Origin of the sequence: Sporomusa aerivorans, assembly GCF_041428895.1 — a bacterium.
Classification (GTDB): domain Bacteria; phylum Bacillota; class Negativicutes; order Sporomusales; family Sporomusaceae; genus Sporomusa; species Sporomusa aerivorans.
In genome coordinates this window covers 5,539,191-5,554,682 of record NZ_CP156926.1, presented here as the reverse complement: position 1 = coordinate 5,554,682, position 15,492 = coordinate 5,539,191, and the positions used below count along the sequence as shown (strand labels likewise).

General features: G+C 46.7%; 11 protein-coding genes. 8 read left to right on the top strand and 3 right to left on the bottom strand.

From position 1 onward, the window contains the following. Nucleotides 1-7: 7 nt before the first annotated feature. Nucleotides 8-2,482, bottom strand: a complete 2,475-nt coding sequence (locus SATMO3_RS26445) for a LuxR C-terminal-related transcriptional regulator (protein ID WP_371373370.1) — start codon at nucleotides 2,480-2,482, stop codon at nucleotides 8-10. An 88-nt stretch (nucleotides 2,483-2,570) separates the two neighbouring features. On the opposite strand from SATMO3_RS26445, the gene SATMO3_RS26440 reads away from it, so the two are divergent. The 8 genes from SATMO3_RS26440 to SATMO3_RS26405 all read left to right on the top strand — a co-directional run bounded on the left by SATMO3_RS26440 (nucleotide 2,571) and on the right by SATMO3_RS26405 (nucleotide 12,909). After that, nucleotides 2,571-3,077, top strand: coding sequence for a hypothetical protein (locus SATMO3_RS26440; RefSeq protein WP_371373367.1), 507 nt, complete (start codon nucleotides 2,571-2,573; stop codon nucleotides 3,075-3,077). Between the two features lie 322 nt (nucleotides 3,078-3,399). Next, a complete protein-coding gene (locus tag SATMO3_RS26435) occupies nucleotides 3,400-3,612 on the top strand; it encodes a hypothetical protein (RefSeq protein WP_371373364.1) in 213 nt (70 codons plus the stop codon). 123 nt (nucleotides 3,613-3,735) lie between these two features. Beyond that, nucleotides 3,736-4,698, top strand: a complete 963-nt coding sequence (locus SATMO3_RS26430) for an AAA family ATPase (protein WP_371373361.1) — start codon at nucleotides 3,736-3,738, stop codon at nucleotides 4,696-4,698. Further along, a complete protein-coding gene (locus tag SATMO3_RS26425; RefSeq protein WP_371373358.1) occupies nucleotides 4,699-7,155 on the top strand; it encodes a S8 family peptidase in 2,457 nt (818 codons plus the stop codon). 1,148 nt (nucleotides 7,156-8,303) lie between these two features. Next, nucleotides 8,304-8,525 (top strand): SymE family type I addiction module toxin, encoded by a 222-nt coding sequence (locus tag SATMO3_RS26420; protein WP_371373355.1) that lies wholly within the window; start codon nucleotides 8,304-8,306, stop codon nucleotides 8,523-8,525. Nucleotides 8,526-8,670: 145 nt separating this feature from the next. Next, entirely contained in the window at nucleotides 8,671-8,877 is a 207-nt protein-coding gene (locus SATMO3_RS26415) for a hypothetical protein (RefSeq protein ID WP_371373352.1), read from the top strand. Between the two features lie 202 nt (nucleotides 8,878-9,079). Further along, on the top strand, nucleotides 9,080-11,164 hold the full coding sequence (locus SATMO3_RS26410) for an ATP-dependent endonuclease (RefSeq protein WP_371373350.1): 2,085 nt from the start codon (nucleotides 9,080-9,082) through the stop codon (nucleotides 11,162-11,164). Continuing rightward, nucleotides 11,158-12,909, top strand: coding sequence for a UvrD-helicase domain-containing protein (locus tag SATMO3_RS26405; RefSeq protein ID WP_371373347.1), 1,752 nt, complete (start codon nucleotides 11,158-11,160; stop codon nucleotides 12,907-12,909). The genes SATMO3_RS26410 and SATMO3_RS26405 overlap by 7 nt, the downstream gene beginning before the upstream one ends. A 668-nt stretch (nucleotides 12,910-13,577) precedes the next feature. Here the strand turns inward: SATMO3_RS26405 and SATMO3_RS26400 are convergent. Further along, a complete protein-coding gene (locus SATMO3_RS26400; RefSeq protein ID WP_371373344.1) occupies nucleotides 13,578-14,336 on the bottom strand; it encodes an SDR family oxidoreductase in 759 nt (252 codons plus the stop codon). Between the two features lie 164 nt (nucleotides 14,337-14,500). Beyond that, nucleotides 14,501-15,136 (bottom strand): O-methyltransferase, encoded by a 636-nt coding sequence (locus SATMO3_RS26395; protein WP_371373341.1) that lies wholly within the window; start codon nucleotides 15,134-15,136, stop codon nucleotides 14,501-14,503. Nucleotides 15,137-15,492: the final 356 nt, after the last annotated feature.

The following is a 15,492-nucleotide window of genomic DNA, read 5'->3' as shown; positions in this document are numbered from 1 at the left end:
GAGTCTTTTATGGTTCCCGGTAGTTTCGCTCCATTATCAGCCGCGCCAATGTCGCTCTGTTGGCGATGCCCAGCTTGGCGTAAATGTTTTGCAGCGCTTTTTTGACGGTCACCTCGGCGACGACCAGGTTTCCGGCAATGGTCTGATTGGACAGCCCGGCGGCAACCAGACCGGAGATTTCCCGCTCGCGGGCGGTGAGGCTTGCCAGGTCGTCGCCGGGGACCCCCGCGGCCCGCATGACGGCCAGTTTGGGGGCGAAGGCGGCGTACGTCGCCGTGATGTTACGGATAAAACCGGCATACCGGTCGTCGTTGGCAAGTTCGCGGAGAACAGGCGCGAGGTCTGCCCCATTTTCCACAAACGGCATAATCAGTTGGTCGGCGGCGGCTATGTCTACCGCCTGGCGGAGCGCCGCCTGCGCTTCCCGGGGATGGTGCAGGCGGTGATAGGCTGCCGCCGCATAGATATGGGTGTAGACCTGGCCGAGCAGGTTGGGAAAGGTGCCGGCCACGTCAAGAAAGTGGCCGGTCAAGCCGAGCAGCTTCAGTTCCTGTCCGCTGAGCAGCAGGACCTTGCCGTAGACAATGTTGAAAAAGGTGTGGTTCAGCAGCGGCAGCCGGCTTGCCGGCAAATCCCCGCCCGCAATCCAGGGCGGGATTTTTTGTGCCTGCCCCAACTGGGCGTAGATGACGCTTTCGCATAAATCAACGGTATGGGCGTGCTGGTAATGTCCGTACTCATCAATTTCGGCGCGCAGCTGCCGCAAAAGCTCCCATACCGCCGGCAGGTCGCCGGCGATCAAAGCGAGCCGGCTCTGCAGGAACAGGACGCAGAGCCGGATGGCGCTTTGCCCGTTGTCCTGGGCCGACTGCAGGGCCTGATGGAGGGCAATGTCGGCAGGTTCAAAGTCGCCCCGGTGAAAAGAGAGTTCCGCCTGCAGCACGTATTCGGCACCGGCGCCATGGCCGGAGGTAATCCGGCAGTAACGCGGCATATAGGCAGCGTAATCCCGTGCGGTTTGATCAAGCAGCCCGCTTTGCCGGTAAAACAGATACAGCACGGACGGCGAGCTGAGATTGTCGTCGTAAAACCGGGCCGGTCCGTCCAAGAGTTCGTACGCTTTGGCGTGATGCTCGGCCATGGCCCACAAGTCATTGTACTTGGCAAAGCTCATAATCAGCTCAAACTCGCCTAACAAATGTCGTTTTGTTTTTTCGTCGGGAACGGTTTCAATATAGGTACCGGCTTCCCGGCACGCGGCGACATACAGGTCTCTTTCATCAAAGGCGAACAGCTTTTGGGCATAGAGCAGGCAGGCTGCCGGATGGTTTCTTCTTATTTTTGCCGGGCAGTCTGTAAAATAGCGAATGAGTGTTTCTTTATGTTCAATATTGGTACTGCGGCCGGTATCCAGGACAAAGGCCAGCAATAACTGGTCGAAATCACCGGACTCATAAAAGCAGTCCATGGCGTGGATGTAGTCGCTGTTCTCCCGGTACCAGCTTCCCGCCGCCTGCAGAACGGCCCGCCGGCGCTGCGCTCCCTGCTGTTCTAAGAGTTCCCGCAGGTAACCGGTGAAGATATTGTGCAGCTGATAGGTCCGGTTGTAAGGGTCGAATTTGATGAAGGCATTGTTGGCCATGAGATAGCTGACGATCTCCCCGGCGTTTTCCTGCGGGCACAGCGCTTTCGCCTGCGCCAGGGTAAAGCTGTCGAACACGCAGATGGTCAGCAAAAATTCCTTTACCGCCGGCGGGCACTGCCGGTAGACGGCTTTCTCCAGCAGTTCGGGCAGGCTGGCCTGCCGCTCAACCTTTCCTTCGCGGGCGAAGGTGAGCAGGCTGAGATACAGCGCGCTGATCCAGCCTTCGGTATAGGCGTACAGCGCGGCGGCTTCGCCGGGCCGGAGACGGATGCCGCACAGTTTGTAGTAGACGATGATTTCTTTTTCGGCAAATTCGAAACAGCTTTTGCCGATGACCTGACAAAACCCTTTGAGGGCCAGTTCGGTCGTGTTTTCCCCGAACTGTGTCCGGGAGACGAGGATGATATAAAGATTAGTCGGCGCCGTCTTCACCAGGCGCTCGATGAATTGATCGACAGGCGGGGAGGCGAGCAGGTGGTAATCATCGAACACGAGGGCCGTTCGTCCGGCGAATACGATATTGCCGATCAGCTCCAGCGCCGCTTCCATAAACACGCTGTCGGTGGGAACGCCCAGTTCGGCCAGGCGGTTCGCACGGCTCTCGTCGTTTTTTTTCAGCAGACGGCAGAAGCCGCGCCAAAAACCGCTGGCCGAGGTGTCGGCCAGCGTCTGCCACAACACGTTGGCGTCACTGCCTTGTAAGAAGTCTTTGACGGCAGTGGTTTTTCCGTAGCCCATCGGCGCTTCCACCACGGTCAGCGGCTGTTCCCAAATTCCTTCCAGGGCTTGACGGAGTTGTTGGCGGATATAAATGATATTGGCGGCTTTGACGCGCATGGCGATACCTCCGGGAGACTGCTCATTGCAGGTGATGCCGTGAGAAGGGGTTTCCTGTCACCTTGAATTTGCCGAATTTTTTCCTTATATGCTTATTTTAGTATGGCCAGAGTCGGTTGTCCAGAGATACAAGATTGCCGGCAGTGATGGTAGTCAAGCGGGCGCTGCCTGTTGTAAAAGCCGGCGAATAAAGTCGAGCCTCATTGACCGGGCTGCTCCGCCCAGTGCTAATCAAACGGCTACCGCTCTATGCCCGGCCGTCCGCTCTTTGCGGCGATCTGCTATCCTCATCCGCTCCCGGCCGGCCACCGCTGGCGCTCAAAGCCGTATCCTGCCGAGTGGCCATTCGTCAGCTTGGCAGGGGAGCAGACCAGGTCACTCCTTGGTACTCGTGCCCGGACTGCAGGAAACGTCGGCTGGCCCCGCACACTGCGCGGGGCCTCGGCAGGCCACTCCAGCCGGACCGGCCGAAACACCACCGGCCGACCCAGCCGGGCGTCCTGCCGACCGCCGGGAACGACAAACAGACACGCCAGGGCTTTGGGCGACCAACCGCTCCACCGGGCCACCTGCCGCCACTCGCCTGGCCGGGTGATAACCGCCGTTCGTTCCCTGCCGCGGCCGCGCCCGTCCCGCCCCGTGGACACAAAAAGCGCGTGTCCACTCTCCGTCCTCCCTTCCCCCCGAGCCCCCTAGCGGGAAGGACTACCCCCCAAACCCCCCAGTAAGGAGCGGCCAAATTATTTGGGGGGTACGCGGCCACGGCAGGGCCCTTCACTTGGCTTAGCAGCAATTGGGGCGGCGGCACCAGACGGCCCGGCTCCGCTGGAAAGAACCCACCCCCTGACCCCCTCCCGACGAACAAACGGGAGGGGGAAGAGGCCACTCGCTGCCAACAGCCCAATCAACGGCTTACCATGAGCAGCCGCCAAAACCATGCGGCCGCCCAGCGTAAGCCTAGCCCGGATGCAATGGCAGGCTGGGCAGGGGAGAGCACCGGCTACGGCGGCCAAGCCCATGCCGCCGCGCCCCGTGCCAACGGGCCTGCCGGCAGCAAGGGAGCCGCGAACTGCGCGGCGGAAGAATTCTGTATGGCATTTAAAAAATTGGAATTTGAGCATTTTCAATAAAGGTATTGAAGACAATACAGGAGAAGTATAAAATATAAAGATTGGAAAAAATAAATTATTGAGACTATTAATGCAACTAAGTTTTTTTGATACAATAAGATATATAAACAGGAGGTGATTGCCGTGGCGACCGCAGAACAATTAAAAATGCTCATAAGATCCCATTTTGATCAAAATGATGAACGGTTTCGTACGATTGTCCTGCAGTTGGCGGCGCATGAAGCTAACCAAGGGCATAGTGCACTGGCCCGTGACATTCGAGATTTAATTGACAAATCAAGAAATGGAAAAGTCGTTCCATTTAATAAAGAGCTACACGAGTTATTGCATAATGCAACTTCTGATTATCGGTTATCTAATTTAGTTGTTTCGGAAGAACTGCGCACGCGGATTGATCGTATCTTGCGGGAGTTTAAACAGCGGGATCGTTTGCGTAAGCATGGTCTGGGCAATCGCAGAAAAATTCTGTTGGCAGGACCGCCGGGGACGGGCAAGACCATGACCGCTGCTGTTCTGGCAGGCGAACTGCAACTGCCTTTCTGCACGATTCTCGTGGATAAATTAGTCACAAAATACATGGGGGAAACGAGCGCTAAACTCAGGCAAATTTTTGATGCTATCCGAGAATTTCCTGGAGTTTATTTGTTTGATGAATTTGACGCCATTGGTTCGGAACGCACTCTGGATAATGACGTTGGGGAAATGCGGCGGGTACTAAATACCTTTTTGCAATTTATTGAGCAAGACTGTTCGGATAGTCTGATTGTGGCGGCAACCAATAGCATTAAACTATTGGATCAAGCTCTTTTTCGCCGGTTCGATGATGTTTTGTATTACGACTATCCAACGCAGAATGAAATGGTACAATTGATTGAAAATCGTTTGAGTGGATTTTGTGACTTTTCATCCGCCAATGTATTTGAAATGGCGGAGTTTGCTAAGACGCTAAGTCATGCCGATATAACTAAAGCTTGTGATGATGCAATTAAAGAAGCCATACTTAGCGATCAAATGACCGTAATGCCGGATCTACTGCGAAAGATGATTGCAGAGCGGCATTCCGTCTATGATTGGGGCGAAAAATAAATGCCAGAACGCTATGATAATCTGTTTTTACACGACACGGTAAGCCGGATCAATTATACAAATCCCCAACAAAATGGGCCGCGTTTTAGGTTGCCACCCCGCGATGCTGGACAGCACGGTGCAAACATCCAGCGACAGCTCGATGCTGCCTGGCAGCGATATCAGGAGGAATTGACCAGTCGGCAAGCGGTTGCCGTGCCAGCCCGCGAAGGTATGTATCTGGAGTTTGAAAGTGCTCCAGGTTATGAATTAAAAATTAAAAGCCTGGAAGATTTGCGCATGGGCGTGCGATTGTTAAATGTTCGAGCGGTAACTGTTGGGGAAAATACGGTTCAACGGGCAACGATTTTTGTGCCGCATGATAAACGGGCCCATTTTCTTAATAAGACAGAGGCTTATATGGAAAGTGGGAGGAATAAACCCTTACTGGCCAGTATTGAAGAGGTCAGACAGGCTGTACTGGAATCCTTTTGGCAAGGCGATGCAGACTGGATGCCAGCAGCAGACGTACCTGTGTGGTGTGAAATATGGTGGTCTAGCGATAGACCCGAAGTATTGGCAGCATTTAAAGAAGTATCTGCAGCCTTGGAAATACAGTTAAAAGAAGAAAGCATCTATTTCCCCGAAAGAACGGTCATTTTAGCTTTTGTTAATCGCAGTCATTTATTGGAACTGGTCCAAACTAGCCCCTATATTGCTGAATTCAGACGAGCGCCGGAAACAGCTCGCTTTTTCATTGAACAATCCAATCGCGGGCAAAGGGAATGGGTAGATGACCTGCTTGCACGATTACAGGTTCTGCCGGACAGTCAGGTTTCGGTGTGTGTGTTGGATACAGGGGTAAACAATGGACATGCGTTACTGGGCCCACTAATGGAAGATGATGATCGGCATTCGTATAATCCGGGTTGGGGAACGTATGATGATGATGGCCATGGAACAGAAATGGCTGGGATAGCCGCTTATGGCGATTTGCAAGACGCTGTCACTGCAACTACACCGGTTCAGGTAGCTCATAAGCTGGAAGCTGTTAAAATATTACCACCTGTTGGAGACAATAATCCCGAACTGTATGGAGCGATCACGTCTCAGGGGATTAGTAAGGCAGAGATACAGCGTCCAGAATACCAGCGTATTCTTTGTATGGCTGTAACAACGGATGCGTATTCCGTAAATGACGGGCGTCCCGATTCTTGGTCAGGAGCAATTGATGAGATTGCTTCCGGTTATTTGGATGATAGAAAACGGCTGTTCTTCATATCGGCCGGAAATGTCAGAAACGGAGAAGACTATTTAAATTATCCCACGAGCAATATTTCCTGCCGTGTCGAAAGTCCGGGACAAGCCTGGAATGCGGTAACTGTAGGAGCGTATACAGAAAAGGATACACTCACAGATCCAGATTTGCAAAGCGCTCAGCGGGTTGCTCCTAGAGAAGGCTTGTCACCTTTCAGCACGACGTCTTGTCTTTGGGAGCAGAATAAATGGCCAATCAAACCGGAGATTTTATTAGAGGGCGGCAATTTAATCCGCGATGATCTTGGCTGTTTTACTTGTGATGATCTCTCGGTTTTGACCACTTATCATAAACCGGCTGAACAATTATTTACCTGTTTCGGGCAAACCAGTGCGGCTACTGCCCAAGCCGCCTGGATGGCGGCTCAGCTTCAAGTGGCATACCCTAGCGCCTGGCCAGAGACGATTCGTGGTCTGATGATTCATTCCGCAGACTGGACTTCCCAAATGCGGGAACAATTCTTACCAGCAAACCCGAGCAAAGGGGACTATCATCACCTATTGCGAACGTGTGGTTATGGGGTGCCGGACTTGGCGCAGGCTCGCTGGTGTGCTCAAAATAGTGTTAACCTGATCGTACAAGAAAGTCTTCAGCCCTATGATCGTAATGGTAGCAGATATGCAACAAAAGATATGCATATCCATCAACTTCCTTGGCCGCAAGAAGTATTGTTGGCTTTGGGAGAGCAAACAGTACGCATGCGTGTGACTTTATCATATTTTATTGAACCAAGCCCTGGAGAAATTGGCTGGAAAGACCGTTATCGTTATGCTTCGTGTGCATTACGGTTTGATGTAAATAATGTGAATGAAGACTTGAACAATTTTAACCGGCGGCTGAATGCCGCAGCCCGTGATGAGAGTGAGTTTGATAATGATAGTGGCAGTGACCGATGGCTCATTGGTAAAAATACCAGGCATCGTGGCTCCGTGCATTCCGATATCTGGGAAGGCACCGCGGCGGATCTGGCAACAAGCAATTTAATTGGAATTTATCCTGCCATTGGCTGGTGGCGGGAGCGCCACGGGTTGGGGCGATGGAATAAAGAGATTCGGTATTCATTGATCGTTTCTTTAAGCACTGAGGCGGAAACAGTGGACTTGTATACACCTATCATCAATATGATTAGAATCCGAGTACCAATAGAGATTACACGATAGCCGATTATATTTATACATACAGCGACGATATTTATCCTTTCCTTTACGAATAAAGATATAAAACCTTATGGTTTTTATTCCATGAGAAAAAAGACCCTGGAATACCTCAAAACTGACGAGGCGTTCTTGGGTTTTTTATTGTTATAAACGGCTTATGCTGAGCAACGCCAAGCCCATGCCGCCGCGCCCCGTGCTAACGGGCCTGCCGGCAGCAAGGGAGCCGCGAACTGCGCGGCGGGGCATAAAAAAGCCGCCTTCAGGTTAGGGAAGGCGGCATAGTAGCAGAGCAGAGCCAAAGGCAAAAAATCTCTTTTTCGCTTGGCAAAATATGTTATAATAATAATCGTACAGGCTGCTCGGGGGATGGTTAGCCCCTTTCCGTTAAAGGAAGGGGGTGGTAAGATGACTATTTACGAAGCATTGACATTTGCTGTCGCATTTGCCACGCTCATGGTATTGGTCACGACCAAAAAGAAATAACCGCCCCTGCTCAAGACGGCGGTTATTTCTTAAATAACGTCAACTAGGGCTAACCGTTTTCCGGTTAGACAGCCTGTAGGGGCTGGCGTGTGTCGAGCACGTCAGTCCTTTTCTTATATTATACCCATTGGAATAGAAATATGCAATCTGTCAAGAAAAATTTCTGCTGACAGAATGACTTTACTTGCAATTCAGTTCAGATACGCTATAATGGACATAGGTGGAAATTAAAAAGTCGCCGTGACCTGAAAGTGTTGCAAGCACTCCCAGGCACGCGCAGGTGAAAACGGCACCTACACGTAACAGTGACTGTCCACGACGACATTTTTATTATACAATGCCGTCCGCTTGAATACAAGCAGGACTGCAGCGCAACGGAAATGTCTGTCAGAGAGCAGGACTGTGCGACTTCATGCAGCAGATAATGAATTCATCCTTAAACCAGCAACGGAAGGGCAAGTTCGTTTACATAGTTCATGACCCGCATTTCTGTTGCAGCCGGCTGTTGGTCCGGTTTTTTGGTATTAGGGATGCAAGCAGATGATGAAGCCAAGCGCATGTGTAGGGTGTAAAAACCTCGCATGCGCTTTTTAATTTCCCCCTATAAAAAGCTGGTGCTTGGACAGGACCGAGGGCCTTGCTGCAGCTTACGATAGGGGGTATATAGTTTGTCTGGTGAAAGCGAGAATTCGCGTATTTTGACTGTCTATTATACATACCTCAATGGCAAGAAACGACTGCCGCTCATCCGGCTGCAAGGCCAATGGCTCCAGGACCTTGGCTTTCAGAGTGGTGATAAGATTGCCATTGAAGGAAATAGCGGGGCTTTGCTTATAAAAACGGTGACCGATAAAATCACCATAAAAGATAAAGGCGAGTCTAGTCACTGAAACGCCCCGTCGCCGGTCTTTTCATGGTATCACACCGGTCAAGGCTGCGCCTGCTCCGCTCTCGCTGCGCCCCTGCGGGTGACACGGTGTGCCGTTCTCAGGTGACGGCGGCGGGAGCTGCTGACAAGAGCGGGAGGTGCCGGGTATGTGGGACGATCTGAGCAGGTGGTGGAGGGTGGAGATCGCGCTGTGGGTTTGCTATTGGGACGCGCTGGACCGTAAGGACCAGCCGAGTGTCCGGTACTGTGTCAACCACAGTTTGCTGCTGTCAGTCTTTTGGCTGGTGGCGTTGATCGGCGGGCTGATGGTTTTTGGAACGATTGTACAGGTTTTACAGGGAGGCTGCCGGTGATGCTGGCAGCTTTTTTTTGCGTCAGCCAGTGAACTGCAATATGCTACTTTTTAATTAGATATTAATTTAGTTGAAGACGATTTTTTAATAAAAAATCGTTGCTGATCACTTAACTCTTATTATTATTGAAGGAAAAGAAAAAAAAATGAATTTACATAATTATCAGTATTATGAAGATAAATAAAAAGGTGTGTGCATATATATGTATCTGCAAAAGCTGGTCATTAAAAATTATCGGTGCTTTGACGAGAAAGGGATTGAAATATATTTTAAGCCTGACATAAATGTAATTATCGGTGAAAATAATATTGGAAAAACGGCAACTATTGACGCATTGCGACTAGCTTTCTCTTTAGGTGGTGGGCGTAGAGAACTTTATGTGACGCCCCAGGATTTTCACGTAAACAAAACAGGCGAACCGGCAAACATGATTGCTCTTGATCTAACTTTTGCAGACCTATCAGAAAAGGAACAGGCTACATTTTACGAAATGTTAATAATAAAGAATGAGATTACCGCGCAATTACAAATTCGTTATGAACGAGATTTAAAATTACAAGGATTAGAGCGGATTAAGACAACAGTCTGGGGAGGTGAGCTTGAAGGGCAAAGTATTAGCTTTCAAATTTTAGAACTTTTGAACCACATATTTCTTGGGGCGTTGCGCGATGCAGAAAGTGATCTCCGCCCAGGCAAGGGGAATCGTTTGGGCCAGTTGCTAAGAAAAGTAGTAGTCGGTGATGACGACAAACAGTCGATTCTAGAGCATGTTAGACAAGCAAATCGGAAAATAATCAACGAAAATTCGGTAAGAAAAGCCGGAGAGATAATCAATAGAAATCTAAAAGAAATTGAAAAACGGAGACTAAAGCAAAATATTCAATTAGGTCTTATTCCGCCAGACTTTAATAAAGTAGCTGATTCACTCCAAACACTTTTAGTTACAGGCAAAAAGTCTCTCAAACTGCAATTCGAAGAAAGTGAATGGAAGCAAATTACAACTAGATATGATGTAAAAGATTGTCCTACTGAAAAATTGAACGGAAAAGTGTTAGTAAACTTGGACGTTGTAACAAGCGAGTTAATTGGCCAGGACTTTTACGATTTTTTGCTAGAGAATGCTAATTTTACTTTTGACCTGCACCAGAACGGCTTGGGGTACAACAATATTATTTACATAGCTACAGTTCTTGGAGATTTAATTGAGCGAAAGAATATTGAGGCATATACGTATAATGCGCTACTTATTGAAGAACCGGAAGCACATTTGCATCCACAACTACAAGACCTACTCTTTACTTTCTTTACGAATCGATTACAGAATGGAGCAGAGGCTTCGCCAATCCAATTGTTTATTACATCACATTCACCAACGTTAACGTCAAAAGCCCAAATCAATAATGTAATGGTGTTTCATGAAGATCGAGCAGGAAATGTAGCAGTAACTTCACTCTCAAATTGTCCGTTACTTGCTGAGGAAAGAGCGGATTTAAAGCGGTATCTTGATGTAACGAAATCGCAGTTGTTTTTTTCAAAAGGAATTATACTGGTAGAGGGTATATCGGAAGCACTATTGCTGCCTGTGCTTGCCAAGAGATTAGGGTGCCCATTAGATGAGAATGCTATTGAAATTGTAAATATTGATGGAGTTGCTTTCGAACCCTTTGTAAAATTATTTAACGCACCTGAAAAAGAAAAGAGAATTAATATTCCTTGTATTGTTGTTACGGACGATGATCGATGCACCGACAAAACTGAAGATGGTGATGATGATAGCAATGAGGAAGGTGAACCTGAAGCAAGTGGGACTGCAATAAAGCTCAGTGAAAATGATTTAAAACTTAAGAAAGCAGATATTAAAATTGTTATCGAAAAACTCCGGGGCGGGAAACCCTCGGCAAGAGCAGTTAAAGCAAAAACGTTTGATGCGGAACTTGTTACCGTCAGCACTGCCTTTAAAACATTTGAATATGAATTAGCAAAAGCCTCAAGAAAAAATATTAACGTGATAATGACAGTTCTCAAGACTATGCAACCCAAAAATTACGCATGGATTTTGCAGGAAATAGAGGACAAAGCTCTAAGCGACGAAGAAGCAGCTGTGTTAATTTGGTTAGCTGTCCGCAAAGAAAAAGGCATATTTTCTCAGAAGTTAGCAGCTAAAATAGAGGAAGTTGATGAAAATGGAGTATTTAAACACGAATTTATAATACCCAACTATCTGCAAAAAGTTTTTGAAATGGTTTGTCCAACACAATTAGAAAGTGTGAGGGATGTGCTGTGCTAACAACTTTATCTACGCAGCAAAGAGCAATAATTGATCCTAAAGGGCAAAATATTCTAAAGGCCTGCCCTGGTAGTGGGAAAACCTATACGGTTGCTTGTAAGTTGGCATACCTCATGGATTCATGGACCCATAGGAACGCGGGCATTGCTGCCTTGTCCTTCACCAATGTGGCCAATGAGGAGATACAAGCGAAATTAGCGGAACATTCGATTGTACCTAGTTATCCACATTTTTTTGGAACCCTAGACAGTTTTATTAATAAATGGATATTTCTTCCTTACGGACATTTAGTTATGGGATGTAATTCACGTCCGAATATAGTCGGAATAGGTGAAAATGGATGGGAACTTCCCCTCGCATGGAACTGGGGGAAAGCTTACCAGGAGTGCTGGGGAAAAAATTGTAATCTGTTGAATTTTACTTATAATGAGACGGGAGAACTTATTAATACGAACCAATTATTAAATAAAGATACATGCCCCTATGAAATGGCTAGATGCACAGAGTTAAAAAAGCGATTTACGCAAGCGGGATTGGCAACACAGTCAGATACTGCATACTGGGCAATGCGGATATTAAACGATTTTCCTGTAGTAGCTAAAGCCTTGGCGAGTCGATTTCCGGTACTCATTATTGATGAAGCACAAGACACTAGTCATGTTCAGATGAAAATTGTGGACCTACTTGTACAAAATGGTTTATCGGAGGCCTCGTTAATCGGTGACCCAGATCAAGCAATATACGAGTGGAGAAATGCTAACCCGGCAATCTTTTTGGAAAAGTATTATGATAGTGGATGGAACTCGCTAGATTTAACAGAGAACAGAAGAAGCTCGCAGCTTATTTGTAATGCTACACACCCCTTTTCATCATTGAAAGAACCGGCCATGGCTGTAGGGAATGCATCGAATTGCAAAACCACACCGATTTTGTTAATGTATAAAGCGGAGTCTGAAGAGGAGCTTCTTAAGGATAGATTAAAAGAGTTTTGCAATGAAAATTCAATTGAAATTTCCCCCGATTTAGTTGCTATTTTGTGCAGAGGAAATACAGGACTACGTAGAGTTTTAAAGGTTGAGAAGAATAATGTAAGTCCCTGGAATGATGAGATTACTCGATATTTTGCACAGGCGGTTTATTATCGAGATATAAAGAATCATAAAGATGCAATGACGTGTGTCGATACTGCTCTACGAAAAATTTTTTACGGTACTAATGCTCACCGAATCAATTATGTAGAAACAGAGATTAATAAAACCATGGGGATGGAAGCTTGGAAAATCATGCGCTGGAGTATTCTTAAGCATGCACCAGCAACTACGCTGGCAATTGAGACGTGGAAAACGCAAATGCAGATATTGATAAAGACAGTACTTATAAAAGAAGTGGAAATGAAATATAAAAGGACTACTTTAAAAACCAGAAGTGTTGCGTCATTTTTTGTAAAAGCTCAATCCGAAGATATAATGGTAGAAACAATTCATGCGTCAAAAGGAAAGACCTATGATGCTGTAATGGTGGTGATCTCAAACAGAGGGAAAGGGACTGTGAAACAGATTGCGCAATTAACACCGGCTGACGAAGAATTGAGAAATATATATGTAGCAATGACAAGGCCGCGAAAGCTCTTAATTGTAGCAATTCCTGCAAATACTGCTCAGAAAGATTTATTACGATTCCCGAAAGGAGTATGGGAATATATATCACTTAAAGCAAACGCAGAAGGCGAGAGTAAAAATAGTTAAAGCTGCAGATTCTATTAAGATAGGAGCTAGAAAGCAGCCAGTCTGTCAGTAGGTGACAATTTGTTATAGAAAGATAAAAAACCACCACAGCACGGTGGTGGTAAATGGCAGACCTGCCAGAAGTTTTCTGTCAGAGGACACTTGCCAAGTTGCTCAGATTGCGTTATACTAATCTAGCGCCCAACGAGCCACTCCAAAAACGGAGCAGGCAGTGGAAGCTGACCAGCAATCAGTCGTTACTGTACTACAACAACCGTACAACAACGCGGCTAAAAAGTTCTGTGACGGTCTGTAATGAAAATCCAGCATTATCAAGCTTTGATGATGTTTTGAAAACGAAAAATGATGACCAAATTTGACTACGAATCAAAAGGTCGCAGGTTCGAATCCTGCCGGGGTCGCCATTGATATTTCAAAGGTTTTACGATACTTTCGTAAAGCCTTTTTTGTCGTTTTTATAGCAATTTGACAACAACCGTGACAACAACGCGGCCGAATTGCTTTTTGTAATTTTTCATTGTAGTGGTGATTCATGGTCGGTTGAGGCAGCCGGACAGGAAGAATTGAGCCATAAGGCGATTTTTTCCTGTCCGCCGGATTTGTTGCATGGTGACTTCCGGCAAGGGCAGGACACGTTGCCGGGCGGCCGTTTTGGTATCAGTTTTATGTTATTGGATTGAATCTTTCATTGCGTTGTACAATTTTTCTGTGAATGCGTCAATTTCATCTCGTGACATACGCATCCTACCTACGGAATTGCCATATCCAATTTCCGTTTTGCCTTCTTCTAATCCCCTAAAAATGCCGTTTGCGAAGGCCTCTAACGGCTCCATATTTATGTTCCATGTTCCGTTTAAATCTGTTTTTACTGCCGGTGGAGCTACTTCGATCACTTCTAGGGATGTGGCTGAAAGCTGGTATCTTAGGCTCACGTTAAAAGAATGAAGGGCCGCTTTTGTGGCAGAATAAATCGGAGTAACCGCAAGCGGTGTAAACGCTAGACCAGACGTCACATTTATAATAGTCGCCTCTTTTTTCCCAGTAAAGAATGGTGCGAACAACATGGAAAGATGGATAGGCGCTTCCAGATTTGCCGTAATTTCTTTACTGAAGTAGCCCCAATTATTCTTCGCATCTGCTTTTAACACATTGAAACGCTGTAAAACTCCTGCATTGTTGACTAATACATTTACCTCTGGATAATTTACTGTTACCCAATCAAATAATGCGGAACGCTCGGATTCTATCGTCAAATCGCATGTATAGGTAATGATGCCCGGAAAAGTTTCTTTGGCTTTTTGGAGTACATCTTCACGCCGACCGCAAATTATTACTTGATTCCCCCCCTTGATAAAGCGCTCCGCAAAAGCCAGCCCGATACCGGAACCTCCACCAGTAATGAGTATTGTATTTCCAGATAATTTCACATCAATTCCACCTTTCATTTCAATTACTTAGAATTTTAACCACAGAACTCATGAAAATTTAATAGGCATTCCTCTATATTGCCAGCAACACCTCCTCAAGCGATCGTGCAATAGACTCACAATGTCTTATAATAAATGCAATGTATTGTCAATTGTTTTTGGCCTTACCATCTTTTTACCGCTACCGTAAACCCATCGCCAATCGGCAATAGTGTACTCTCAAGCAGCGGGCAATCGGCTACTCTTTTATTAAAATTAGCTAAGGTTTCCCTCATTTTTTCGCATTTAAAAGCCGGAAACAGTGTGATAGGAAAGAGTGTATCCTCGGCCACCAGCAATCCACCTGGATTGAGCAATCTGACACAGTCATCAAACAGTGCAGCATACAACTCTTTATCGCCGACATCCTGAAAAATCAGGTCATAATCTTCTTTCAACATTGGGATAATATCGCACGCGTCGCCTATTCTGACCTCTATCTGGCCTGCTACCATCTCGCGTTCAAAATTTTTTTTTGCTTGTTCGGCCACTTTCGCGTCAAATTCAATTGTAGTTATTTTACCACCATAGACTTTAACCGCTTTGGCCATAGAAGCAGTTGAAAACCCCACGCTTGTTCCGATTTCCAGAACTTTTCGCGGTTTGGCTAAGGTGATTAATACTTGCAGCATTCTAGCCACATCGTCATCGATAACCGGACCGAAATCTTTTAATTCCGTAACCTCGGTATACTTTTTCTGAGTTAACTTTCTTTTTTCATATAAGCTTTCGATATAGGCGTGAGCTTTTTTAAAGTTCAATTTCTGTTCCTCCTTGGTTTCAATATTAAGTGATGCATAGGCTTTTCAATCTAAAATAAAAATTCACATCTCCTAACAAGGGGTTTGGATATTTTTACTCGTCCATACGAATAAAAAATGAGGCTAATAGACCGAAGCATAAGCAAAGAGCCAAGGTCAGAAAGGTTAAGAAGTAACTGCTTGTTTGCAATATGTTTAATGTAAAGATGGGGCCTATGCTGGCACCGGCAAAGAGAATTAGCGTATAGGCGGATACCGCGGCACCTCGCGCACTTGCTCCCAGTCTTCCGATAATGGCTATTAACGTAGGAGCGAAGATAGCCAAAATGACAATAGTTAGCCAAGCTAATTATATA